The organism is Rectinema subterraneum (genome assembly GCA_009768935.1).
GTDB lineage: Bacteria > Spirochaetota > Spirochaetia > Treponematales > Rectinemataceae > Rectinema > Rectinema subterraneum.
In genome coordinates this window covers 16301-40039 of sequence record WESA01000015.1, presented here as the reverse complement: position 1 = coordinate 40039, position 23739 = coordinate 16301, and the positions used below count along the sequence as shown (strand labels likewise).

Annotated in this window: 20 protein-coding genes and 1 tRNA gene; 8 read left to right on the top strand and 13 right to left on the bottom strand. The window is 55.4% G+C overall.

The features are described from left to right. Positions 1-276 precede the first annotated feature (276 nt). From GAP13_RS05680 to GAP13_RS05650, 7 genes are all read right to left on the bottom strand, one after another. A complete protein-coding gene (locus GAP13_RS05680) occupies positions 277-1446 on the bottom strand; it encodes a hypothetical protein (RefSeq protein WP_158907076.1) in 1170 nt (389 codons plus the stop codon). A gap of 29 nt (positions 1447-1475) precedes the next feature. Continuing rightward, the gene (locus GAP13_RS05675) at positions 1476-2300 is read right to left on the bottom strand and encodes a hypothetical protein (RefSeq protein ID WP_158907075.1); all 825 of its coding nucleotides are present in this window, start codon (positions 2298-2300) and stop codon (positions 1476-1478) included. A 108-nt stretch (positions 2301-2408) separates the two neighbouring features. Beyond that, on the bottom strand, positions 2409-4070 hold the full coding sequence (gene mtaB / locus GAP13_RS05670) for a tRNA (N(6)-L-threonylcarbamoyladenosine(37)-C(2))-methylthiotransferase MtaB (RefSeq protein WP_158907074.1): 1662 nt from the start codon (positions 4068-4070) through the stop codon (positions 2409-2411). A 20-nt stretch (positions 4071-4090) separates the two neighbouring features. Continuing rightward, complete coding sequence (locus GAP13_RS05665; RefSeq protein WP_222126155.1) at positions 4091-4774, bottom strand: tetratricopeptide repeat protein; 684 nt, start codon at positions 4772-4774, stop codon at positions 4091-4093. Beyond that, positions 4771-5127, bottom strand: coding sequence for a bactofilin family protein (locus GAP13_RS05660; protein WP_158907072.1), 357 nt, complete (start codon positions 5125-5127; stop codon positions 4771-4773). Before GAP13_RS05660 ends, GAP13_RS05665 begins: the two co-directional genes overlap by 4 nt. Positions 5128-5177: 50 nt before the next feature. After that, positions 5178-6113 carry a 16S rRNA (adenine(1518)-N(6)/adenine(1519)-N(6))-dimethyltransferase RsmA gene (gene rsmA / locus GAP13_RS05655; protein WP_158907070.1) on the bottom strand — a complete coding sequence of 312 codons (936 nt, stop codon included), beginning with the start codon at positions 6111-6113 and terminating at the stop codon, positions 5178-5180. Then, complete coding sequence (locus GAP13_RS05650) at positions 6110-7534, bottom strand: ComEC/Rec2 family competence protein (protein WP_158907068.1); 1425 nt, start codon at positions 7532-7534, stop codon at positions 6110-6112. The genes rsmA and GAP13_RS05650 overlap by 4 nt, the downstream gene beginning before the upstream one ends. A 327-nt stretch (positions 7535-7861) precedes the next feature. Between GAP13_RS05650 and GAP13_RS05645 the strand changes: the two genes are divergently transcribed. From GAP13_RS05645 to GAP13_RS05630, 4 genes are all read left to right on the top strand, one after another. Continuing rightward, entirely contained in the window at positions 7862-8530 is a 669-nt protein-coding gene (locus GAP13_RS05645; RefSeq protein WP_158907066.1) for a CPBP family intramembrane glutamic endopeptidase, read from the top strand. 88 nt (positions 8531-8618) lie between these two features. Further along, positions 8619-8978, top strand: a complete 360-nt coding sequence (locus tag GAP13_RS05640; RefSeq protein WP_158907064.1) for a hypothetical protein — start codon at positions 8619-8621, stop codon at positions 8976-8978. Then, complete coding sequence (locus tag GAP13_RS05635) at positions 8975-9748, top strand: class I SAM-dependent methyltransferase (RefSeq protein WP_241864295.1); 774 nt, start codon at positions 8975-8977, stop codon at positions 9746-9748. Before GAP13_RS05640 ends, GAP13_RS05635 begins: the two co-directional genes overlap by 4 nt. Before the next feature lie 25 nt (positions 9749-9773). Then, complete coding sequence (locus tag GAP13_RS05630) at positions 9774-12467, top strand: flagellar assembly lytic transglycosylase (protein WP_158907062.1); 2694 nt, start codon at positions 9774-9776, stop codon at positions 12465-12467. Between the two features lie 5 nt (positions 12468-12472). Here GAP13_RS05630 and GAP13_RS05625 read toward each other — a convergent pair whose 3' ends face one another. After that, positions 12473-13513, bottom strand: coding sequence for an L-threonylcarbamoyladenylate synthase (locus tag GAP13_RS05625; RefSeq protein ID WP_158907060.1), 1041 nt, complete (start codon positions 13511-13513; stop codon positions 12473-12475). A 111-nt stretch (positions 13514-13624) separates the two neighbouring features. Continuing rightward, on the bottom strand, positions 13625-14383 hold the full coding sequence (locus tag GAP13_RS05620; RefSeq protein WP_158907058.1) for a phenylalanine--tRNA ligase beta subunit-related protein: 759 nt from the start codon (positions 14381-14383) through the stop codon (positions 13625-13627). A gap of 206 nt (positions 14384-14589) precedes the next feature. Between GAP13_RS05620 and GAP13_RS05615 the strand changes: the two genes are divergently transcribed. Beyond that, positions 14590-14663, top strand: a tRNA-Ile gene (locus GAP13_RS05615). A 619-nt stretch (positions 14664-15282) separates the two neighbouring features. On the opposite strand, the gene GAP13_RS05610 is transcribed toward GAP13_RS05615, so the two are convergent. From GAP13_RS05610 to GAP13_RS05595, 4 genes are all read right to left on the bottom strand, one after another. After that, positions 15283-15675 carry a NusG domain II-containing protein gene (locus tag GAP13_RS05610; protein ID WP_158907056.1) on the bottom strand — a complete coding sequence of 131 codons (393 nt, stop codon included), beginning with the start codon at positions 15673-15675 and terminating at the stop codon, positions 15283-15285. A 9-nt stretch (positions 15676-15684) separates the two neighbouring features. Next, complete coding sequence (locus tag GAP13_RS05605) at positions 15685-16053, bottom strand: hypothetical protein (RefSeq protein ID WP_158907055.1); 369 nt, start codon at positions 16051-16053, stop codon at positions 15685-15687. Positions 16054-16515: 462 nt separating this feature from the next. After that, entirely contained in the window at positions 16516-18624 is a 2109-nt protein-coding gene (locus GAP13_RS05600) for a caspase family protein (RefSeq protein WP_158907053.1), read from the bottom strand. Positions 18625-18726: 102 nt separating this feature from the next. Continuing rightward, on the bottom strand, positions 18727-19884 hold the full coding sequence (locus tag GAP13_RS05595; RefSeq protein ID WP_158907051.1) for an ATP-binding protein: 1158 nt from the start codon (positions 19882-19884) through the stop codon (positions 18727-18729). Positions 19885-20130: 246 nt separating this feature from the next. Between GAP13_RS05595 and GAP13_RS05590 the strand changes: the two genes are divergently transcribed. The 3 genes from GAP13_RS05590 to GAP13_RS05580 are packed head-to-tail and all read left to right on the top strand — an operon-like array spanning position 20131 to position 23722. Beyond that, positions 20131-21291 (top strand): ATP-binding protein, encoded by a 1161-nt coding sequence (locus tag GAP13_RS05590; RefSeq protein WP_158907049.1) that lies wholly within the window; start codon positions 20131-20133, stop codon positions 21289-21291. A gap of 9 nt (positions 21292-21300) precedes the next feature. After that, positions 21301-21969, top strand: a complete 669-nt coding sequence (locus GAP13_RS05585) for an oligopeptide/dipeptide ABC transporter ATP-binding protein (protein ID WP_158907047.1) — start codon at positions 21301-21303, stop codon at positions 21967-21969. A 49-nt stretch (positions 21970-22018) separates the two neighbouring features. Continuing rightward, positions 22019-23722: a gamma-glutamyltransferase family protein gene (locus GAP13_RS05580; protein ID WP_158907045.1), complete on the top strand. Its 1704-nt coding sequence runs from the start codon at positions 22019-22021 to the stop codon at positions 23720-23722. Positions 23723-23739 lie beyond the last annotated feature (17 nt).

Here is a 23739-nt window from a genome sequence, read left to right as displayed (position 1 = left end):
TAATGATGAGCGGCCATCGTCCTCGAAACGCTCTCGGCCGGCACATCAACAGCCACATTACCACACAGCAATCAATAGCCAGCTTGCTAGCGGGATCTGTGTGGCATCGGTATTTACTGCACAATTATAATATCGGATGAAACAGCTGCACAAATGCAAAAAAAAGCATGGAGAAACATACAACAAGCCGCTGGCCCATCGCACCAGCGGCTTGTTGTTCTAAAATCACTATTCTTTCTACTTTGCTATTATACCATTGATCTGTAAGCAACCGTTTCAGCGGCCAAATCGAATCGCAGCCTGCACCGAAATGCCGCTTCTCCCTTTATCTCCGGCATACAGCCCAAGTTCTTCAGTAAAGATGGCAGCGTCGATCTCAACAAATGCAAGATCGATGCCTGCTCCCAAGCTATACCATCCCTTATTCAATCCACCGCGCACCGTGACGAATCTCAGCATTCTCAGCTGGGCCCCTGCATGCAATGAATTCAATACATCCGAAAGTATATCGGTACTGCTGACGAGCGATATCGGATTGTCTACTTCAGCATAGACAGAAGGCTCAAACATGCCGTTCTCGAACAGCCTTATTCCGAGCCCCGCGGTATACGATGGAGTGAGCGCAGCGGTGGTTGTTCCCGAGAGAGGTAGCGCGCTAAATTGTTTGTCGATAACATCCTGTGCTGTGAAGTCGCCAACCTTGAACTCCATACCAAAGTCACGGGCGGTGAATCCAAGCATGACAGGCCCAAGGCCGAGAATAATCCCCGCATCCGCAGCAAAGCCATAGCCGCCGAGCAATGTCAGGGAAGAAGCAGAGAATGTATCATTTAGGAAATCGGTGAGAATCGTATTGAATCCCCACCCTGTCGTTGGCTTCGATTGTACTCTGTAGAAAACCCGCCCATCGACACCAATCTTGAACCATACGGGTCCGAGATGTATGGGGTATGCAAGGCCAAGCACGCCGTTTGCCTGGGTTGTGCTGAGCAGTTTTGCACCAAGCAACGAGTTCCCATACGCCAACTCATCTGTGACAAGATTGACTCCAAGGGATATGCCTTTTGCTCCTACCCATCCGGCACCTATGGATGCGCCGGCGCCGAGACCATTGTTCTTTGCAAGCCAGTCGCCTGCCCAGCTCAGAATATCAGAATTGGAAGCGCTGCCGCTTATGATGCTCTGAACGCGGCCGAGATTTTCGGAGGTGGGCGCTAGATATGCCCAGGTGCTCATGTCAATCAGGGTCAGCGAGCTCATGCCCGCAAATCCAGCGGGATTGCCGAAAAAGCTCGAATACCCCTCGCTGAATACGCGGAAAGCCCCCCCCATGCCCATGGAGCGGGCGTCTTTCGGCATCGGGCTAGTAAACTGGAGAGTAGTCTGCGCGGTCGCTGCCAGCACAGCCATAATCAACAATATGAAAATCATTGCTTTTCGTTTCATAGATTTGCTCCTTTCCTGTCAGAGGATTCTCAGCTGCCGCTCTTCATCTTGTCGAGCAGGGCGCTCAGGCCGGCAGCATCAAACAGTGTCTGCAGGGTTGTATTATCCGCAAGCGAGGCGATGTCCGGTTGGGCTGCAAAATACTTTGTAACATCAGCATTGGAATCGTTCTTCAGATCTTCCACTGCATTTGCGATAGCTTCTCCTGTCGAATATTCTGAGGCGGGTTCTACAATCTCTACAAATTTCACGAGCGCTGCCGTTTGCGCGATAGTTGCAATATCGAGGCCGTCGGCGACTGTTCCATTATTTGCATCTATTTTTTGCGCCAAGGTATCAACGTCCGTTCCAAGCCCAGCGAGATTGTCTATGAAACTGGCCAGGTTGGCTGGATTGTTTGCCAGTTCCGCGGGGAGGAGCGCATTGATGATGTCCTGGGGATTCAGTTGCTCGTTGCTATTCGCCAAAGTCGCCAGCTGCCCGACCGCTGCGTTAAGGTTGTCCATGACAGCATCGGCACCGATATCGGCCAGCTTGATATCCAGGATGAGCGCCTGCGCGGCCTGTGCCTCTGCAGGCGTTCCGGTGTCGACTGTGCCCTGGAGTGTCGCAAGAACCTGATTCTTGGTGGTCTCATCGCTGATAACAGTCTGAATGAAGGTATCCGAGACTGCGCCGGATGTAATGCCTGCCTGCTGGATCAGGGTTGCCGCATCCTGATTCTGGATTGTCGCTGCGCTGGGTTGTCCCAAATTCGCGTCCTTGAACACATTGGTTATAAGCGCATCGCAGCCGGTAAAGAACAATACGATTATTGCCAGTAGTGCCGCATACGCAACATATTTGCTTCGCATAAACACCTCCTCTTCCAATCTCATTGAATGGGAGTATGAAAATTACTTTACAATGGCAAGTGTAATGCAGATTCTGCAAAAATCAAGTCATAACGCAAAAATAAATGATCAACTTGTCCAAGTATCAACAAAAAATGCGCTTACTTCGGCGTTATTGTCCGCGAGAACATTCTGAATCAGAATCCTGACTGTGTCTCCCGGACGCAAACCCAGCGCCTCTAAAGCTTTACGGTCTGTTTTAAATGCCTCAGCCGGAATGCCGGATTGGCGGCCAGATCCTTTCTGAACAGCTTCCGCCTTGAGATAGTTCTCGGTGGTGCCTATGATTCGCAAGTTACTAAGCGCAGCTATCACAGAGCTACTGTCCGCTTCTGGCTGCCCAACTTTAGGCAAACCGCGATGGGTGTCAGCGTTACGCCGAGTCAAGGCCTGGTCAAACTGTTCCGCGTCATCCTGTCCAAAACCCTCGTGCTCGACCACCATCTCCACTTCGCGCCCGATCCAGCGCTCAATGTAGGATTGCTTGCCGCTGTGCGCGAGGGCGATGAGCCGCGCAATTCTTTCGCCTGCAATGCGCTCGGGGATGCGCGGTTTCATGTCCGCGGCGCGGGTGCCGGGCCTCGGGCTGAACGGAAAGGCATGAATCCAGGCAAAATCGAGTTCGGAAAGGAGGCTGAAGGTCTGTTCGAATTCGGCGTCGGTTTCTCCTGGGAACCCCGCGATAATATCCGCGGCAAGGAAGGGATCGTGGCGACTAGCCCGAAGGTCGAGCACCGCGCGGCGGACCCGCTCGGCACTGTAGGGGCGAGCCATTCGGCGCAGCGTCTCGGTACATCCAGATTGCACCGAGAGGTGCATATGAGGGCGCACACGCGTATTCGCAAATACCGCAAGAAAAGCATCGTCGATGCGCTCAGGCTCATAGCTCGAAATACGGAAATTGATACGCTCTGTCCCCTGGATGAGAAAAGCGAGGAGGCCCGAAAAGTCGAGGCCTAGGGCGCTGTCGCGGTACTGGGCGAGGTTTACGCCGGTGAGCACAACTTCGGCCTTGCCTGCTTGTTCAAGCTTGCGTACGCGGGCAAGAGCTTCCTGGGCCGGCAACGAAACCGAAGGCCCTCGGGCGAGGCAGACACGGCAGTAGGCGCAGCGGTTGTTGCAGCCATCCTGGATTTTGAGGGCGGGGCGGGAGTGCATGGCAAAGCGTTCGGGGTTGAAGGCAAAGCGGTCTGTGGGTAGTGCTCCCAAGCTTGTGCCAGGCACAGAGGAAGCATTCACGGGCGCCGATTGCGCGCCTACTAGTGCTCCCAAGCTTGTGCCGGCCGCTAATGGCGTGCCCGCTGCTGCTACACCAGCCGCAGACTGAATCTCCTCCTGCCACTCCTGCACCGCGTGCAAAAGCTCTCCATGCCCCTGCCAATTCTCGGAAAGCCACTCGGCCAGTGCAAGAAGGCTCGCTTTGAGGTCGCCCGGAATCACAATCACGCGCTCTCCAAGCGCGGCCAGCGCGCCAGGTTCCATCTGCGCATAGCATCCAGTCGCCACAACAACCGCATGCGGCACTTTTGCGAGCGCTGCACGGATATCGTGGCGCGCCTTCTGCTCAGCTTTGGAGGTCACTGTGCAGGTATTCACCACATAGAGATCGGCCTCTTCATGGAAAGGCACAATCTTGGCACCAGTTGCTAGAAATCGGTCAGCGACTGATTCTGTCTCGAGCTGGTTGAGTTTGCATCCCAGTGTCTGGAACGCGACGCGAAGCAGTGTCATATATCGATATTCCTTAAAGGTCAGTCCTTTATTTTGGCGAGCATGCGCATTCTGCCGCTCTGCGCATCCTGAAGGCTGGGGTTAAGGCTGATGGCCTGTTCGTACGCCTTGAGCGCGGCAAGATAGCGCGAAGTTTTTTCCCGAACCCAGCCCAGGCGCTCCCACCATCGGGCATTGCTGGGGTTGTATTGCAGCGCGGTGCTGAACGCGATATCCGCGTGGTTGAACTTCCCCATTCGCACAAACAGCTCGCCGCAAAGATAATACGTGCTCGCTACCTTGTTCCCTTCGGGGAATTTTGCGAGGTATTCCTGAAAATTCGAAAGCGCTGCGGCATTTTCTCCAAGATAGTACAGCGCTTCGCCAAGCGCCTGGGCGAGGCGTGCATCATTGAACTTTGCATAGCCACCCTGGGCAATATCCCGAGCTTTGGTATATTCTTTGAGCGCGTTCATGCTCCACGCATAGGCGATATAGGCATCGAGATCCTGAGGGTTTTTTCTTAGAACTTCCGGAGCAAGCAGCGCGACTTCGTTATGCTTGCCTTCCTGGCTCATGCGGAGCAAATCAGAGCCTGTCATCCCGTAGGGAGCGGCAATAGATGAGGGCAAGGCTTGCGAAAACACATACCCGATATCGCCGCCCAGAAGCAGAAGCACACAAAAGACCAAAATATGCGCTTGTTTGAGCCGTTTATGCATCATGAGGTGAAAACCGTCTTTCCATTGAAAAAACAATCCGGCGAGAGGTAAATGTCCGGCGCCGATAGATCGCCTTCCACATGACCCCAATCGAGCACTGCTATGAGTGAATCCGCGCTGACATCGCCGCGCACTTTGCCCCGGACGACAACTGTGGCCGCGTGGATCGTCGCGTTCACTTCTGCTTGTTCGGTGATATAGAGCTCGGTTTTGCAGCGGATGCTGCCCGAGATTTTCCCCTTGATCATGAGCGATTGCGAAGATTCGATCTCGCCATCGAATTCGATTTCAGAACCGATGACAGTATCGACTTCTTCTTCGTCGACGACGCTCAGCTTTACTTCCTCTTCGCTCATTGCGGAAATATGATAAAGAAATAGCGCGGTTTCAGCAAGAAGCGATGAGGCTAGGCTGGGCTGCCGCTAGCGTTGGTGCTGGTGCTGGTACAAGCGCCGGTTCCGGTACTAGCGCTGTTGCTGGCGCTAGCGAGGAGATCATAGAGATCCCAGAGCTGTCGGGGAGGCAAAGCTTCGGCGCGGACATCGGGCCGAGCGCCGATTTTCGCCAGGCAGGCAGCGAGCAGAGACTCAAATTCGGTTTCGTTCATCGAAGGAATATGCGTGTGCGCCCACACATGCAAGGCATTGCGAAGTGTCTTGCGGCGGGAAGAAAACGCAGCGCGAACAAAATCGGAAAAATCCTTACGCTTTTCGGGAGCGACAGGATCCTTTTTCGGCACAAGAAGCACCACAGAACTCGTCACGCGCGGCTGAGGCCAGAACGCACTCGCTCCGATATCGAAGAGGATGCGCACATCACACACTGACGCGCAGAGCACGCTGAGAGAAGAATAATCTTTGGTGCCCGGACGAGCGGCCATGCGGCGCGCTGCTTCTTTCTGCAATGTGAACACCATGCGCGTTGGCACGCAATCCTGTTCTAAAAGGTCAGCGATAATCGCAAATGCAGCACTGTAAGGAAGATTGCCGAAAATGCGATCGGGGCGCTCAGACACGGATCGCCACGTCTTGAGCATGTCTCCTTTTACAATCGAGAAATGAGAATCGCTGCCAAACATCTCCTCCAGCACCCGCACAAAACCGTAGTCTATTTCGAATGTGGTGAGGTCCGCGCCTTTTTGCAGGATGATTTCTGTCATCGAGCCGATGCCGGGCCCGATTTCCCACACACTCATCCCGGGCTGCACATCGAGCGCCTCGATAATTCGCTCGCGCATGCCGCGGTCGACGAGGAAGTTTTGCCCGAATTTTTTGCTGACCGCCAGCCCCTGTGCTTCGAGGAAGGTGCGAATCGATACAGGCGAATCGAAATTTATTGTCATAACGAAAGCCCACCCCAGGGAGAAATACTCGGCAATATCAAGCGCATCCGCTGCATCTGAGCGCGCGATTTTTTCCATTGGAGCATGGGTACAGCATATATCAGCACCCAAATCGAGACAATTCCAGCGCAGAACAAGGCGCGATCCACCATTCCAGTCCCTGTCTGCAGAGCAGGAAGCCACGCCCCAAAAGAAAGAATTGCGAGCAGAACGTCCTGCAAAGTTCCAAGAAGCGGTGCCGACACGCTCGCGACTATCGGCAGAAAGACTCCTATAAGCCCCGCTCCCAGACCCAGCCACATGAAAACCAGCATGACCGGCGCGGCAATGGTTGCGGCGAGTATGCCAGCCGGAACAAACGTTCCAAATACAAGAATCGAAACTGGCGCCGTCCCGCATACCGCAGCACAGGATGCGGCGAACGCTTGCGAAATCCGGGCAGGCATATATGGCCTCAGCGCGTAGTCGAAGCGGCCAGCAAACAGCACGAGCCCTGCCATCGCGGCAAAAGAATATATGCTCGAAAGCGACGTAATCGAAGAAGGATCGAAAAGCGCAAGCATAAGCGAGGCGAGCGAAAGAAGAGCAAAACTAGATTGTGGCCTGTCCAGCATTCTTCCGACTTCAGCAGCAGTCAGCATGAATACCGCCCTGAGCAGCGAAGGCCCGGGCCCTGCAAGCCACACAAAAAGCCACGCGAACACGAACGACGCTCGTCGAGCCAGCTTTTCCCTATGGAGTACCCGTTTCGCCGCGAGCGCCGCAAGTGTACATATAATCGACAAATGCTGCCCGGAAAGCGCGAGCATGTGCGCACACCCCGCCGACTGAAAGAGGCCTTTGAATTCCGTATCCAGCTCGTCTTTCACTCCAAGCAACAACGCTTGCGTGAGCGGCCCAGCCCTGCCTGCAACTGCAAAGAGCGCCGACGCAAAGCGAGCGGCAATCGCAGCCCTAAGTCTGGCAAGAAGCGGGAGAGTCCCGCTCACTTTCAAATCGCGTTCATCCACCCATACAAAATCTCCGCCTTTCAGCCTTTCAGCACGAATTGTGGTCCCTGCGAGCATGCGCTCTCCTGCGCCGGTAATCAGGGCCAAGGAGAATGCTGGCCGCTTCAAGAACACTGCTCGCTTCCATTCGCATCGCACCTTGATTCCTGGCGCGCCAAACTCTGCTGCTTGCACGCTTACATCGAACCGCCGATTTTCCTTGGAAGTGACCTGCGTGTCTCCAACAAGGACTCCTTCAATCGCCTCGAGATGCAGCCCGCCCTCAAGCAATGCAGCCTGCGCCGTGCTTTTTTGCTGCATAGTACTTATTTGCTGCGCCATGCTTCCCTGCTGCGCCTGATAGCGAAGCACGCCTGCGCTCATCGCCAGACCGAAACAGAGTGCCCCCGCAATCATCAGAGTCCGCGGCATTCCCCTCGTTTTCCTCGGCCAACATTCCATGGCAATTGCAAAAGCCGCCCCCACCCACGCCAAGACCAAATCCAGGAGCCCACTGCCACCCACCAAAAATCCCAGCCACAATCCGATCGCAGCTATACAGGCAGGTTCCACCCGCATTCCGACAAACCGCCAGCATCTTTTTATGGACAATGCGAAGCGGCGCCACCAACCTCGCGCTGCACGCTCAGCCTTTCGCGAATGCACCTGCCTCATCCTCATAAAAAAGACGCGAAATACTGCTTCCCCGCTTCAAAATTGAATGACACAAACAGCAATTCGTAGTAATGTGCTATTGAAATGGCAGACCTTTCCCTGAAACGCTTTTCCGGATACATCATCATGCTGCTCGCCTATATCACCGCGTGGGCTGACATTCTGCTTGCCATTCCTGAACCACCCGCATTCTCGGCTCTATGGTTTATCAGCGTTTTGCTCAAGAATGTCATTCGCATCGCTTTTGTTTTGTATATCGCCAGCCAGCTGACCCTGTTTGCAAAAAGCAAATGGAAAGAAGCGCTGGTTCAAGCTCCTTCCCGGCATGACGCGCGCCAGGCCTTGGTGGTAATGTTCATCAGCCTGGGCTGCGCGGGAGTCGGTGTGCTGGTTTCCTGGCTGAGCGGCATAGCAAATCCACTCTTTATTGCGCATAACCGCCTTCCGCTATTGGTTTTATTTCCGTTGATCCTGTTGTCGAGCCTTTCGGTGGGGTATGCAGAGGAGCTGTTCTTCCGATTTTTCATGATCGATGGACTTATGGAGGCAGGTGCCCCGGTCAATGCAGCTGCTGTCGTGTCGATTCTGATATTCGCGCTCTCGCATCATGCTCAGGGAATCTTCGGCATCGGCTTTGCCGCAGTCCTCGCTGCTTTCTATACAAGCCTGCGATTCAAAGGATTCGGGCTTCATTCGCTCGCGCTCGGTCATGCGCTCTACGACGGAATAATTCTTTTGATTGTGCTTGCGTGAGTCATGCATCTCATTCTTTTTTCAAGGACGCGCTTTCCTCTGTCGATAATATGACTAGGAAAACTATAACGAGAAGGAGACTATTGCCATGAAACCGGAAGTAAGAGCCATCAACAGCCTTCTCGACAGCCTCAGCGCTCTCGCTGGACGCGCGTGGACCGAAAAGGACCTTTCGCTTGCAATAGACAAGTGGCTCCCTATGCTCCCCCGCTCCACCCGCGAAGCGCTTACAGGCCTTGCAGTGGAAAAACTAAAAACCGATCCAGCGCGCATGCCGCTCGCAATTGCCACATTTGCAGGCGTGCTGCTCAAAGAATATGACGGAACACCGCTCACACTCGCCGAATGGAGAGAATTGAGGGATGTGATTTCAGATTGCGCTGATGAGCTCGATATGGACAATGTCACCTATGCGATGTCGCTCATTATGGATTATGGCGCCTTGTGAAAAGATCAGTGAAGAAACCAGTTAAAAAACATGAATGGTTCGAGGATGAAGGTTTCTGGGATGCCTTCGCTCCCTTTATGTTCGATGAGACGCGCTGGGCGCTCGCGGATCCGGAGGTCGAGCATATTCTCGCGCTGACGGGCATACAGCCCCCGGCGAAAGTGCTCGATCTGTGCTGCGGAGTTGGGAGGCACAGCCTTGCGTTTGCGCGCCGCGGTTTCCAGGTGACAGGAGTGGATATCACCGCGAGCTATCTCGAGGCTGCGCGCGAGAGCGCCGAGGCTGAGAAGCTCGCGATAGAGTTCGCGCAGGCGGACGCGCGCCAGTTTGTGAGGCCTGGCGAATTTGCGCTCTGCGTCAATCTCGGTGCAAGTTTCGGGTATTTTTCGGATGCGCGCGAGGATTTTGGGCTTTTGAAGCGCTGCCGGGAGAATTTAGCGCCTGGCGGGGCGCTCGTCCTTGAAACAATAGGAAAAGAAACCGCGGCGCGCGATTTTGTCGAGGAAGAAAAAATCGCTCGCGATGGCTGGGAGGCAAGTGCCCGCTACTCGATCATCGGAGAATGGGAAAAGCTGGGCAACTTCTGGAAAGCCCAAAAGGGAGCGCTTGTGTTCGAGCGATCGTTCGCGATTCGGCTCTACTCGGGGACAGAACTTCGGGCGCTGCTTCGCAAAGCAGGGTTCACGCATATCGAAATCTATGGCGATCTCGATGGCAGGGCATATGACCAGCATGCGACAATGCTTGTCGCTGTGGCAAAACTGAGGTAACGCGCGGATGAAATGCTTTTCTGCAATGCTGCTCGCATTTGTAGTGTGTGTCGCGCCCTTCCCATTGGCAGCGCTCGATCCCGAATCCTCGCCCGGTTCATCTCCAGGTTCCTCCGTTCTGCAAGTGCCACAAGCGTCTGAAACGCCAGAAGCGCCTTCCCAGCTTCCGCCCCAAATGCTCCCCATTCTGACCGAGCCTGCCGACCCTTCGGGATTTTTCTTTGCAGCCGAACAGATGCGCATGCAAGCCGGAGACGCCGGGCTTGCGCCAGAACAGGCGCGCCTTGCCGAATTCATGTACACGCTTGCCTTCCGCTTCGCGAAAGGGCCGGCGGCGTTGGAAGCGGGTCGCTCGCTCTTTTTGCTTTTGTCGACTCAGGGAAGGCTTGCAGAAGCCGCTTCGACAGCACGCGAATGGCTTCAGTCCTTCGGGCCGGATTGGACCATGTACCGCAATCTCTATGATACGTTGATGGCCCAAGGCTCTTTTCCGGATGCCTTCGCTCTGGTTTCCGAGCTCTCCAAGGCAATGCCGAGCACAGCAAAAAGCCGAAGTACCGAGCTTTCCTGGATGGAATACAACGCTCGCTTTGGTATGCAGGACTATTCCTGGGCTGCAAATGGCCCGCCATTCATCAAAACACGAACACCCGATTCCTATATCGCAAAAATCTACAGGCTCTATGCCGCCGTGCCGAATGTCCCGCAAAATCAAGCAGCGCTCGCGCTGTTCCGCGCAGCAGCCACAGAAAAGAACTATGCCGATGCGATTGCCTATGCGCGCCCGATTCTGCCGACATTCTCGGGGTCAGACACTCCGCGGGCATGGATTTCGGAGCTGGGCAAGAGTTTTTATGGCGCAGGCCTTTATCGGGAAGGTATCGATTTTTTCCTGGCAGCGCTCGGTTTTGCATTGCCCGCGCCATCGCCGGCACCATCGCAAAGCTCGCTCGAAGCGCCGCTTTCCGCGCCCGTCCCTGAGCGCACGCCTTTCATGAATAGCGCGCCCATTATCGACCGCGCACACGTCTCTACCGAGCTTTCATGGGTTATGGCCTTCTATCTCGCCCGCATGTACCAGGGTCTGGGCGAAAACCAGACCGCTGCAAGCGTGTTCATCGACCTTGTTCCCTTTGCGTTTTCCAGCGAAGACTCGGATTCGGCGCTCTGGTACTGGCTCGATATCACCATGAATGCCATTGCAGCCACAGACTCCACGCTTGGCGACCTTGGACAGGATGATGCGAACGGGATTCAGGCAAAGCGATCCCTGGAGCTCTCCGCCCTCTCGCAAGCCGCTGCCTTATGGAAGAGCCCTTCCTATTTCGAAGATATCGTCGCGAATTACATGCGCCGTCTTTTGAGAGAAGGAGCGTGGAACGATGTCGTCAGGCTCTGCGTGCTCATGAGCCAGAAACTGACCGCGTCCATGAAAGGACCATTGCTGTATCTCTCCGGAAGGCTGATCGAAACGGGGCGCGCCTCCGCTGATTTGTCAACAGAAAGCGATTTCTGGAAATGGCTCGCGCCAACAAACCAAAACCAAAGTAGTCCGAATGCGGCGACAAACGCTGTTTCCCAAAATCCGCCGGATTCAGGTTCGAATTCTCAGATTCCCTCGGCGCCCTCGGCGCCCTTGGCGCTAAATACCTCTCCTCTCTTCTTCCAGTCGCTCCTGCGCGAAAACGGCATTGAGGAACATTACCGTACGCTCGCTGCATGGCGGCTGGGCAAAGAGCCGCCCATCCTTGCGGATACGCCAGTCCTCGACAAGAATTTCGATATTGTTTCAGCAATTACAAGCCAGCTACCACAGTCTGATACACCGCCAGTCAGCGACGAAAAGCTCAAGGAAGTGCTCGATTTCATTACACAGTCGCTCGACTATGGCCTGGAAGCGCTTGCGGCGAAGCAGGTTGCAGTGCTCTCGCCGTTCAGCACCGATTCGCTTTTATGGCTTGCGGCAAAATTCACCGAGCATGAACAATATTATCCCGCCCTCCGGATCGGCAGCGAAGCGCTTACCCGCAAACCAGCTGCCAAACCCGAACTCGCCTATGCCCTGCTCTACCCACGGGCATGGCCTGAGCATTTTTCGGAACTCACCGCGCCACGAAACATCGCCGAACCTCTCGCATATGCTATTGTGCGATCCGAAAGCATGTTCAATCAGCGAGCTGTTTCGCGTTCCGGGGCGATGGGGTTGAGCCAGCTTTTGCCCGGTACCGCAGCCGAAACTGCGCGCGGCTTGAAAATGAGCCAGTATGCGTTATTCGACCCGAAGGATAATCTGACTATCGGTCTTACCTATTATGGCTACATGCTGCAGCGATTCGACGGCAGGCCGGCCAGGGCCATCGCCGCGTACAATGCCGGGCCTTCGCGCATGGCCCAATGGGCACGGGATTGGGGAAATCTCGAGGATGATATTCTGATTGAACTGTATCCCGTGGCAGAGCCTCGACAATACACGAAAAACATTATCGCTGCGGCTTTGAATTACGGGAAAATGTACTACGGAATCAGCTCGAAGGATATGCTCGATTTCATGCTTGCAGGGAAGGCGCTTCCGCAGCCAGCCAGTGTGCAGCCCGCTCAAAATGCTGCCACAAGCGCGCCGGCATCGGCGCCCACCGCACAATCGCTATCGGAGCCCGCTCCAGCGCCCGCTGCACCCGCACCCGACACATCACAGCCCACTCTCGCGCCCGCCCCATAACCAGCCTATTTCTTTGAAGCCCTGTAGAGCCTGTCGTTGATGGCTCGTCCCAGGCCTGCCTCCGGAACGCGTTCGGCAAAGATCGCCTCGTAGCCTCTTGCATCGAACTCATGGAGAAGGGAAAACAGCCGCGCTGCCGCTTCGCGCATGTCTCCGCTTGGCGCGAGAGCGACCACTTGCTCGAATATATGATACGACTCGAGCTCTTTGGCGCGTATCGAATCAAATACAAGCGCGACAGAAGGGTGCGGTATTTCGGATTCCTTTGCACTTCGCGGAAGGCTGTCCGCATCGAATAGATAGAGCGGAGTGCTCGGCGCATAGTGGCTCAAAGTCTGCCCCGGGCTTGGAAGCCCCTTCTCCGGAACCCCTGCTGTATCCAGCGTATTCGTGGTTCCTGGCGAGCGGCCTGGCTGTGCCTGAATTGATACATTTCCGATAATTGCCTCGATGGATTCGAGCGCCATGCCACCCGGCCTCAAGATGATCGGCGAAGTCCCGGTCATGTCGATGACCGTGGACTCAACTCCGACATCGCAGGGACCGCCGTCCACAATAAAATCGACCTTATCGCGCAGCATCGCTATGACGTGCTTCGCGGTTGTCGGAGAGATATATCCAAAGGGATTAGCGCTGGGCGCAGCTACCGGAACGCCTGCCAACGCGATAATTCTTTGCGCAATTGCATGTTTCGGAAAACGTACAGCCACCGTCGGCAGGCCCGCGGTCACGATATCTGGAATTTCCGGTTTCTTTGGCAGAATCATGGTCAGCGGCCCCGGCCAGAGCGCATTTGCAAGAGCGCGCGCTGAAGGCGGTACCTCACGAGCCACCTCATTCAGATCTTCGATGCGGGCGATATGCACGATAAGCGGATCAAAGGTAGGCCGCGCCTTTGCTTCGAAGACACGGGCGACCGCCCTCTCGTCATAGGCATTCGCCCCAAGCCCATAGACCGTTTCGGTGGGAATGGCGACGAGCTTTCCTTCACGTAGCGCTCGGGCCGCTTTGGCGAGATCAGCCTCGCTGGTACTCAGAATCTCCATGGCTGGCAATACTATGCATTATTTGCATTTATGACAAGGAAGCAAGCCTGATGGCAGTGCGATCGCATGCGCGCCATATTTATCTTTCTTTCAGGTTTTTTAGCTTCTGTATTAAAAAAGCCTGATAGCGGTACGATCGCATGCGCGCCCGCACCATGCGGCAATATCGGCTGCCGCCTGTTCGAGATCGGCTCCTTCGGCCCCAGAGGGAGCATAGATGATGGCGATTGCATTGTGCGCACATTCAAAGAGCTTGGTGGCCATCGAATCGCGCACCGGATTGACGATGGGTATGCCGCCCGCACCAGCTTCCGGGGCGGCCGCTCTCCGAGAAATACCTGACTCGACCGCAGGCGCCTTGGCGCAGACGCAAAGCAGATCTTCAAGATCAATTATCTGCCCGCCAGAATTGAACACATACGACTCCCCGGCCGCGCCAAGCCGGCACACCAGCGCACCCCCCGCCTTGTCCGCATCGAAAATGCTCATAGGGTACAAGTATTTGAGACTTGCCAGGTTCACCGCGTCCACGAAAGGATTCACCCGCGGAAAATCGCCATCGAGCGCCGCCGCCAGCAGATACTCACTGGACGGCTTGGCGCGGCCTGCTGGCTTGTACGAACCGTTGCGGAGCATGTCGCGAACCGCACGTGTGCGGCTTTCTGTCAGGCGAGAATCGCGCGCCGGGCTTTGTGGCTGAGAGACCCGAGCCTCTGTGCCCGATGCGCGAGCTTGCTCTAAAATTATCTCAAAAAGTGCTTCTGGCGCCACTTCCGCCGCGCGCTCCCAATGAAGCCCTTCAAGCTCAATCAGGGCGAGGCGAAGTTTCTTAAGCCCTGTGTCTTGAGCAAAGATCAATTTGGTTTCCATGGCATGATATTGTAGCAGCAAACAGGTGTTTCGCCATATGTGCTCCCAAGCTTGTGCTTTTCATAAAAGCGAGCTTGCCCTGCCATCTGAGCCCTTCCGTTGACTTTTTCGCATACTATTGCTACATTCATTGCGCCTCTTGTGCGCGTGTCAGCTAGCGCATTTTTCCTTCTTTTGCGGACGCTGGCCGTACCCGCACGAAATCCGGGCCCTTAGCTCAGTTGGTCAGAGCTGCGGACTCATAATCCGTAGGTCGCTGGTTCAAGTCCAGCAGGGCCCATACCCTAAATAATTTTAGGGAGAGAAAATAGTTCAGCTACCAGAAAACAAGCGCTGAATCCTTATTCGAATTAGGGGATGGAATTATGAGAAATTCCGTCCAGGGAGGATTCAATGCGTCAGAAACAGTTCTCGTTATATCTTCGAAATGGCACTTATTACGTTCAAATCCTGAATCCAATCATAAAAGAATACTCCTCCCCTCGATCGGCTCGAACCTCTGGCCTTGATTAGGCTTGCGGTATAGCAATTGATTGGAACAGGAGTAGTCTTCCTAAAGCTCAACGCGGGCGTTACACCGATACAAGTTCACTCAATAATGAACGGCGAGAAGTATCTGAAATTCTATCCCTGGATGCAGCCATTTCGACGATTACGTCAGCTGGATTCAATCAAGAGGCCATCGAATCATCGATGCTTTGAAAGCGTGCGGTATCGTCGAATCTGTTGTCCTTGCGATTTCATCCTGTCATAAACTACTCATTCAATACCTCAAGGATTTCTGGACCTATGAAACATCTCCTTATGTCAGGGAAAAGCATCTCAATGGGCAATGTATTGGAAGGCGATATGTCCTGGAATCACTACATAGGGGTTCTTCAAGAACCCCCAAGTATGAATCAGTATGCCGCTGCGTCCATGGCCCCCTCCTCTGATCTTCCCAATATTCGAATAAAGACTTGATGCGGAAGACAGCCGATCCATTGGCCGGGCTGCGAAATGCGTCCCGTTTGAAGGCAGATCATCTTTGGGCAATCCGAGCTCAAAACGCGAACAGTTCTGGCTTCGATTGCGATGACGCAAGTACCCTCTGGGCCGACGGGGGGAAGGAGCAAGTCATTTTTTAGCGGATAGAGCCAGACCCCTGCAGGAGAGCGTACCTCAACTTCGGGAACACCGCCTCTGACCGAAGTGGTGAAGTAGATGGACACCCCGATCGCCATCACGCCAAGCACAAAAACCAGGAGATCGAACGGGCGCAACTGAACGCGCGCTAATCGGTTATGTTGCATCCAGATTGTCTACCGCTCGCCGTTCTTGCGGATGGCGCCTGTAACGCGCCTGTCCTTCATGTCCTTCGAGAAGAAATTACTGAACTTCGGTATATGCCTATGATCAGCTTCACTTGACTTAGGATTCTTCGTTCCGCTGGGGAGCATCATCGAGAACATCATGGGGATCATGAGGATGGGGCATAGCAGGAAAATATACCTGGACAGCGAGTTGACGCCGGGGATTCTGCTAAGCAGCGGCAATAAGGCGAGAAGGAGAATTGGAAGGCCGCAGCATATAGCCATCATGAACATATGCCTTTTCCCGCTGTGGCCCTTGTGTGCTCCTGTACCTTCTTTCCCGTCGTGGGCTTGATCGTTGTCGTCATGGCAGTTCATAGCCTGGCTCCTTTTCACCCCGCGTGTGTGCTGCGCTGAAAAAGTGCGCCATCAGTACTATCCAGAGTGTTATTTAAATCTCTCACATAGTTATGTGTATCCCTGTCGTATGAAACGTTTATGAACGTTATCTGTTATTGCTGTGATTTCTCATGCGCTGACGAGTTCTATCATCTCTTCTCAAGTGTTACGAAGATTGTGTATTTTGCTCAGCCAGCCAAATGCGAAGCAAACATGCATTACTCCGGCAAGAGAAGTCAGAGCTCCGAGAAAGGCATACACAAGGTTCGTGACACTGTACATCTGTTGCGAGCACACAAGCGCGGCGACGTATGCCGCCTATCTTTCCTATTGCGACCATCACGGCCCCACGCGCGACAGCTTGATTCCCATGTACGGCGAGGGGATGAAGTCCGAGCATTGAAAGGTTCGATCCGCCCTTTTGCGCGCCCCGATTGCCGGCTACTTCCCCTTCCCCCACTCCTCTCTGATGTGCTTGATGGACTCGAGCATGCCATCTTCAGGCTCGCCGGCCTGGCGGAGGTACTTCTCTGCGCTGTCGATATCCTCGAAGGAGCGCTGGATGGCGGCATCCCTGGCTTTGAAAGCGGGGTCTTTCTCCACGGTAAAGTAGCGGTAGAGAGCACGGTAGAGGTAGAAGATGCCAAGCTCGCGGGGCTTGCCTTTGGCGGCGAGGATGGAGCTGTCCAGGAAGCTGAGCCCGGCTGAAGGGCCCGCAGGGTCGAGGAGCCAGTTGGTGAGGATGCTCTCGAGCGCGTCGGTGCTCACGGAAGGTGGGAAGTGCGTGAGGAGATCTTCGGCGATTTTCTGCGCGCGTAGCTTGTCGCCTGTGTTGACCGCGAGCCGGTGACGCATGGCGGGACCGAACCAGTCATCGGGGTAGTCTTTCTCGAGGGCGGCGAGGTAGTGCTCGAGCTGGGCGCTTTTTTGGTTGTCGAAGGCGATCTGCGCGGCCTGCTTGTAGTAGTCGAGGGCTTCTTCCTTTGATCCTGTATTCGCGATGAGCATGTCGAGCTGGCCGAGGGCTTCGTCGATCTGAACAGCCCTGACGAGGGCGTCGACGAAGGTCTGCCTGAGGTAGCGGTCGTCGGGCTCCCATTCGACCTGGTCGCTCAGGATGGCCACGGCGTCCGTGTTCCGCCCTGCCTTCATTAGAAGCTCGGCATAGTGGATGACGCTCGTGGTGTCGACGACGATGTAATTTTCGTTCGCCAGGTCGAACCAGCGCAGGCCATCTGCGAGAATCTCGTCCGAAGTGAGGCTCCAGTCATCAGGGTAATAAGGGTAATAATTGTAGACATTGTAATAAAAATCACCAAGGGCGAGGGCGAGCACAGGCGGGATTTCCACGCCGCGATCGAGCAGGACTTGCACAGCGGCATGGGGGTCGAAGTCGAAATATTCCTCGTCGATGGTGCCGTCGGCGCGCGCCTTGTCGACATCGCCGTCAGGCGGCGTGTCATAAAAGGAAAAGCCCCTGTAATTGTCGGTGTACGAGTTGCCATCGAGCGCGGTGCGGATTTTTTCGGCAAGGATGTAGGGATCGCGGTCATTGGGGTCGGTTTTCTCAAGGAGCCGCCAGGCCGAGAGCCATTTTTCATCCCAGGTGAGCTCCTCGGCCTTTGCAATCGCGAGCTTGGTATTCCGGGGCGCATCGTCGAAGAAGGCAGGGAGGTAGTCGAGGCTGGCATCGCCTAGTGCTTCCTGGGTGCCGCCCTGGGCACTGCCATAGGTCGCGCTCTGCGCAGCGCTGCCCTGGGCAAGACCGCCGCCCTCACCCTCGCCCGCGAGCCTCAAAAACCCGAAAAACTGGCTGTAGATGGCGGGAATCTGCGCGCCATCGGTTTTAGCTTGAACGCCCTCGCCAGTCCTGCGCAGGACTTCGGTGATATCGAGCCCCGGCGTCGGCAGATGCTTGAGCAGTTCCTCCGTGAACATGCCATTGCGGCCCGTGCCGTCCTGCGCGACTCTTCCTGCGCTCGTCGAATAGACCACGATGCTCGCAGGCGGAAGCTGTCCGACAACCGCAAGCCCTCGCGCACTCGACCGCGCCCACGAGAACGGATTGTCCCTGCAGGCGTCGAGGACAATGATATTGAGCTTGTTGTGCGCCTCGGAGAGGCTATCGAGCACGAACTGCAGAGGAACCGCGCGCGTTCTCAGCATCGATTCCGAATTGAGCCGCGCATCCACCGGAATGAGATAGTTTTCGCCCCCTGACTGCACGCCATGGCCGGCGTAATAGAAAAATCCCACAGAATTCGGCGACTTGGCGAGTTTGTCGCGGAAGCGCAGCACCGAATCTTCCATGGAATAGAGGTCTGCGTCGGTGAGGACCTCGGCATCGAAGCCGAGGGATGAGAGCGTGGCGCCGATATCCTGGGCGTCGTTGACGGGATTCTTGAGTTTTGCGGTGCCTTCGTAGTTGCTGTTCCCAATGACGAGCGCGATGCGGTCGAGCGCTTCGTACTGCTGGGCGCAGAGGGGCAGAGCGATTACTGCAATCAGGGAAAAAAAGGCGGCAAGCCGAATGGCGATGAGCCGGCGCATGGCAATACCTCGCTGAATCAAGTATAGTCCTTCGCGCCGTGAGTGCAAGGGCGGTGCGCGCGTGGTGGCGCCTGTCCAGTATTTGGCGTAAAATTTGGAATTTTAAAAATCGGGGTCTGACCCCGTTTTTAAATTGGCAAGCGCCGAAAGCGGGCAAAACGTGACCGCAAGGCCTTTCATTTCTCTCTCGAAGGGCTGATCGACATTGGCTGACACCACCAAGTTCACAATTCCCGGGTGAAGGGCACGGAATGCCTGCATTCCCTCGGGCTCGAATGCGTCAGCGCTCCACTTCGCCTCAATCGCGATCGGTGGGGCGCCTCTCGGAGCGAGGACAAAATCGACTTCATGCCCCTCTTTGTCTCTCCAATGCATGATGCTGGGGGACCCTTGCAGGATCGCATCCAGTTCGTTGAGAACAAGATGCTCCCAGAAGAATCCCTTTTCTTTTGCAGGGATTTCGTGGAGCCCCTGGGCCCAGGCGACAAAACCCGTATCGAAGGCATAGACGCAGGGTGTCGCAACAATCTCCTTTGCCGCTCCCCCATGATATGGCCTGACAACGAGCACCAGATGCGTTGCCTCCAGAATCGCCAGATAGTTCATGATCGTAGGCCGGCTGACGCCGCAGGAGGCAGCGAACGAAGCGGCATTGAAGCGGCCTCCGCTCTGTGCCATGAGCAGTTCCGCAAACTTGAGAAACGAGGAGCGGCGCTCGAGGCGAAATAGCTCGAGAATGTCGCGCGCCCAGAATGCCTCCATCCACTCGGAATAATCCCTGTCATCGCGCATGTCGGAAAGGAAAAAACCGGGCAAACCCCCGTGGAGGAATCGTCGGGTGCGATCGCTGTACTGAGGAAAGTTCGAATCTGCTTCGCATAATGGTGTAAGCTGAAGCTCCGCCTTGCGCCCGGCCAGCGTATCCCTGAATTTTGCTGAGGCACCCAGCGTCGAGGAGCCTGTCGCAACGATGTGGACATCAGGAAAATGATCCGCCGCAATTTTCAGAAGCAGGGCGGGATCGTCGAGTCTGTGGATCTCATCCAGCGCCAGGAACTTGCCATTGGCAGCTCTCAAAAAGCTCTCCGGGTCTTGCATCTCGCGGCGCACTGAAGGCAGTTCGCAATCGTAATACTGAACGCCCTCAAGGCTTTTGCACAGCACTGTCTTGCCTGCACGGCGAACGCCCGACAGCCAGACAATGGGCTTGCGCTCCCATAGAGCCCGAATTCGCGCTTCCCACCATGGTCGTCGTATCATGATACTAATGTAATACTGTTGTCGACGAAACGCAAGACTATTTGCGTTTCGTTTGGACTATATGAAAGTCGGGTTGCGATTCGTATGCTGGGCAAATCGGGGTCTGACCCCGATTTGCAGATCATTTTTAAAAAAAGGGGTCAGACCCCAAAATTAAAAAAAAACAGTAAACCCCGACCAGCTATTGCAATTTGCAAGTTCAACTTTCAACTTGCAAAAGCCAAGCATTTTTATTATCATTCATACATGATCCCGCGAATCGCTGAACATCGAATCAGGTCGCTCTGTGCGCAATTCCCGGCCATCATCATCACTGGTCCGCGGCAATCCGGAAAAACCACACTGGCAAAGGCGCTCTTCCCCGATCGGCCATACTTGAATCTAGAACTCCCGGATACTCTGGAACGTATATCCCATGATCCCCGCGGTACACTGTACCCTCTCCGCCGCTCTGGAGCTGTCATCGATGAGGCTCAGCGCTTTCCTGAAATCAGCTCCTGGCTTCAAGGGATCATCGACGAAGAGCCGAAGGCAGGAACCTGGATTCTTACAGGAAGTGATCAGCCAGGTTTGCGTCAATCTGTTTCACAAACGCTGGTCGGCCGGGCAGCCTATGCTCGCCTTTTTCCTTTCGTCAGCGACGAACTTTCAGGAAATCCGATCTTCTCATCCTCCTCAACCGATGAAATCATTCAGAGGGGATGGTATCCTCCGCTTTTCGACCGGCCTTTTGTTCCATCAGACTGGTATGAGCAGTATGTCGCCCTCTATCTCGAAAGAGATTTGTCGCGGCTCATCAATATCAAGGATCTTTCACAGTTCAGGAAATTTTTTTCTCTCTGCGCAGGCAGGACCGGCCAACTGCTCAACCTGTCCGACCTCGCCCGCGATACCGGTACCAGCCACACGACTGCCCGCTCCTGGCTTTCTGTTCTAGAACAGAGCTTTATCGTGTTCGAGCTGCAGCCATTCTATCGGAATTTTCAGAAGCGGATCATAAAGAGCCCGAAACTGTATTTCTACGATTCTGGATTGGCTGCTTGGCTCATCGGGATACGTGAGCCTGGGCAAGTGACAAATCATCCGCTGCGAGGCAACCTCTTCGAGACAATGGTTATTGCAGATATCATCAAGAGATCTGAAGCAATTGGAACAGGCGAGCGATTTTCCTTCTGGAATGCGCCCAGCTCGGGAGAGGTGGATCTCGTCATCGAACGAGGTACCGAGATTTCGGCAATCGAGGTGAAGAGCACTGCAACCTTCAGGCCTGAATTGGCTTCCGGCCTGGAAAAGTGGAGCCGGCTTGCCTCTCTTCCTCCCGAAAGGCTTGCGATCGCCTATGATGGCAATGAACGCTTCCAATTCAAAGGTATCAATATCATTCCGTGGCGAGCGTTTGGGCAATGAGACAGAGACTTGCCGCGCTTTGATGAAGCCGAGGAAGAATCCTCAGATCTTCATCTTCTCGACACCTTCCTCGATAGGGTCGATCAGGTCGTAGGTCACGTCCGTGGCGCCGAAGGCTGCAGTGCCGCTCGTGTAGGTGCATTCCCTGTTGCCTTTCTCGTCCTCTTTGACGCCCTCGACCCCAAATTCGTGGTCCTCGACGAGTCCCCGTCCGCGCTCGATGTGTCGATCCATGCCCAAATTCTCCTGTTGCTCGACTCTTTCAGCAAGGAAAAGAACCTGACATATTTCTTCATTACGCATGATCTGGGAGTTGTGAAGCATTTCTGTGACCGGATACTGATCATGTATCTGGGCAATGTCTGCGAGCTGGCCCCCACCAAAAAGCTGTTCCACAAACCTTTGCATCCATACACCACTTCCCTGCTTGCGGCGGTGCTCCGTCCGGTTGTACACAAGAAGAGCACACAAGAGAGCATTCTTCAGGGGGAGGTACCGAGCGCGGTTGCGCCGCCTCCGGGCTGCCCTTTCCATACCCGATGCCCAAAACGAATGGAAATCTGCACGCAAGCCAAACCGGAACTGGCCGAAATCGAGCCGGAGCATTTTGTCGCGTGCCATCTGTATTCAAAGGCTGAAAGGGCGCCTTCGAGAGAGAATGCGCTGGCGCGGCAATAAAAGTTAAAAAATGGGGTCAGACCCCATTTTTTAAAAAAGGAGTTTTCTGATGAACTTCGATCCTACGTATCTTCCCTATGCGAGCGCGCGCTATCCAATCTATGCCCAGCATGGCATGGTGGCTGCTTCATCGCCGCAGGCATCTGCGGCGGGGTTGGAGATGCTGCGGCGCGGGGGAAACGCCATTGATGCCGCGGTCGCCGCGGCGACCACGCTGACGGTTGTCGAGCCGACGGCGAACGGGATCGGGAGCGACGCCTTCGCGCTTGTTTGGATTGAGAAGGAGCGCAGGCTTTACGGGCTCAACGCGAGCGGCTGGACGCCAAGGGATATTTCGATCGAAAAGGTGCTTGCGGCGCCCGGAAGCGCGACTGGTGGGAGCGAAATGACAGGCGGTGCGCGCGGCGCTGAAGCTCGCAGCACTGAAGCTTCCGGCGCGGCCCAAAGCGGCAAAATGCCCACCTACGGCTGGGTATCGACCATGGTGCCAGGAGCTCCCAAAGCCTGGGCGGCGCTTGTGGCGCGGTTCGGAGCTCTGTCCCTCTCCGAAGTCATGGCGCCCGCCATCGACTATGCCGAAAACGGCTACCCTGCTTCGCCCAACCTTGCGCGCATGTGGCAGCGCGCCTTCGAAAAATACCGGAAAACCTGCGTAGGGCCAGCTTTTGAGGAATGGTATCGCACGTTTGCTCCCGAAGGGCGCGCGCCGGCTGCCGGCGAAACCGTCAGGCTGCCCAACCATGCCCGTACGCTCAGGGCCATCGCGGAGAGCAGCGCCGACGCCTTCTACAGAGGGGAACTCGCTGACCGCATAGTCGCGGACAGCCGCGAATTCGGCGGCTTTTTCTGCAAGGAAGATTTTGCTGAGTATGAGGCGGGGTGGGTCGAGCCCATTTCGGTGAACTATCGAGGCTACGACATCTGCGAAATCCCGCCGAACGGCCAAGGCATCGTCGCTCTTATGGCGCTCAATATCCTGAAAGAGTTCGAATTTACCACGCGCGAATCGCCGGAAACCTTCCACCTCCAGTGGGAAGCGATGAAAATCGCCTTCGCCGACGGTCTCGCCCACGTCACCGACCCCGCCGCGATGCGAGTCGCCGCAGCAGACCTCATCCAGCCTGGTTATGGATCCTTGCGCGCCCGGGAAATCGAACCCGGCGGCCCGGCCCGCCTTTACACCGCAAAAACTCCGCCCAAATCCGGCACCGTCTACCTCTGCACCGCCGACAGTGAAGGCAACATGGTCTCCTATATCCAGAGCAACTACATGGGATTCGGCTCCGGCGTCGTCGTGCGGGGTACCGGCATCAGCCTGCAAAACCGCGGCGCTGACTTTTCGCTCGACCCTGCCCATCCCAACTGCCTCGCACCCAGAAAAAAGACCTACCACACGATCATCCCCGGCTTTATCCTGAAAGACGGCCGCGCCTTCGGCCCCTTCGGCGTCATGGGTGGCTACATGCAGCCGCAGGGGCATGTTCAGACTGTCACGAACCTTGTTGATTTTCATCTCAATCCCCAGCAGGCGCTGGACGCGCCGCGCTGGCAGTGGATACTAGGCAAAAAATTCATGGTGGAACGCGCCTTCCCCGCCGAAATCGCCGAGGCGCTCACCCGTCGTGGCCACGAAATCGAGGTGAGCCCGGACAGCACACCATTCGGGCGCGGCCAGATCATCCTGCGCCTGCCCAACGGCACGCTCGTCGGCGGTACCGAAGGCAGAACGGACAGCAACATTGCGTGTTATTGACGCTCGCGCCCGCCCCT

What these genes read in the sequence shown, in the direction of transcription:
- rsmA (WP_158907070.1), bottom strand. Translation starts at nt 6,113, where the DNA reads ATGACAATAAATTTCGATTCGCCTGTATCGATTCGCACCTTCCTCGAA.
- GAP13_RS05640 (WP_158907064.1), top strand. Translation starts at nt 8,619, where the DNA reads ATGAAACCGGAAGTAAGAGCCATCAACAGCCTTCTCGACAGCCTCAGC.
- mtaB (WP_158907074.1), bottom strand. Translation starts at nt 4,070, where the DNA reads ATGACACTGCTTCGCGTCGCGTTCCAGACACTGGGATGCAAACTCAAC.
- GAP13_RS05580 (WP_158907045.1), top strand. Translation starts at nt 22,019, where the DNA reads ATGAACTTCGATCCTACGTATCTTCCCTATGCGAGCGCGCGCTATCCA.
- GAP13_RS05595 (WP_158907051.1), bottom strand. Translation starts at nt 19,884, where the DNA reads ATGATACGACGACCATGGTGGGAAGCGCGAATTCGGGCTCTATGGGAG.
- GAP13_RS05590 (WP_158907049.1), top strand. Translation starts at nt 20,131, where the DNA reads ATGATCCCGCGAATCGCTGAACATCGAATCAGGTCGCTCTGTGCGCAA.
- GAP13_RS05680 (WP_158907076.1), bottom strand. Translation starts at nt 1,446, where the DNA reads ATGAAACGAAAAGCAATGATTTTCATATTGTTGATTATGGCTGTGCTG.
- GAP13_RS05660 (WP_158907072.1), bottom strand. Translation starts at nt 5,127, where the DNA reads ATGAGCGAAGAGGAAGTAAAGCTGAGCGTCGTCGACGAAGAAGAAGTC.
- GAP13_RS05610 (WP_158907056.1), bottom strand. Translation starts at nt 15,675, where the DNA reads ATGCAACATAACCGATTAGCGCGCGTTCAGTTGCGCCCGTTCGATCTC.
- GAP13_RS05600 (WP_158907053.1), bottom strand. Translation starts at nt 18,624, where the DNA reads ATGCGCCGGCTCATCGCCATTCGGCTTGCCGCCTTTTTTTCCCTGATT.
- GAP13_RS05625 (WP_158907060.1), bottom strand. Translation starts at nt 13,513, where the DNA reads ATGGAGATTCTGAGTACCAGCGAGGCTGATCTCGCCAAAGCGGCCCGA.
- GAP13_RS05620 (WP_158907058.1), bottom strand. Translation starts at nt 14,383, where the DNA reads ATGGAAACCAAATTGATCTTTGCTCAAGACACAGGGCTTAAGAAACTT.
- GAP13_RS05675 (WP_158907075.1), bottom strand. Translation starts at nt 2,300, where the DNA reads ATGCGAAGCAAATATGTTGCGTATGCGGCACTACTGGCAATAATCGTA.
- GAP13_RS05645 (WP_158907066.1), top strand. Translation starts at nt 7,862, where the DNA reads ATGGCAGACCTTTCCCTGAAACGCTTTTCCGGATACATCATCATGCTG.
- GAP13_RS05665 (WP_222126155.1), bottom strand. Translation starts at nt 4,774, where the DNA reads ATGATGCATAAACGGCTCAAACAAGCGCATATTTTGGTCTTTTGTGTG.
- GAP13_RS05630 (WP_158907062.1), top strand. Translation starts at nt 9,774, where the DNA reads ATGCTGCTCGCATTTGTAGTGTGTGTCGCGCCCTTCCCATTGGCAGCG.
- GAP13_RS05650 (WP_158907068.1), bottom strand. Translation starts at nt 7,534, where the DNA reads ATGCCGCGGACTCTGATGATTGCGGGGGCACTCTGTTTCGGTCTGGCG.
- GAP13_RS05605 (WP_158907055.1), bottom strand. Translation starts at nt 16,053, where the DNA reads ATGAACTGCCATGACGACAACGATCAAGCCCACGACGGGAAAGAAGGT.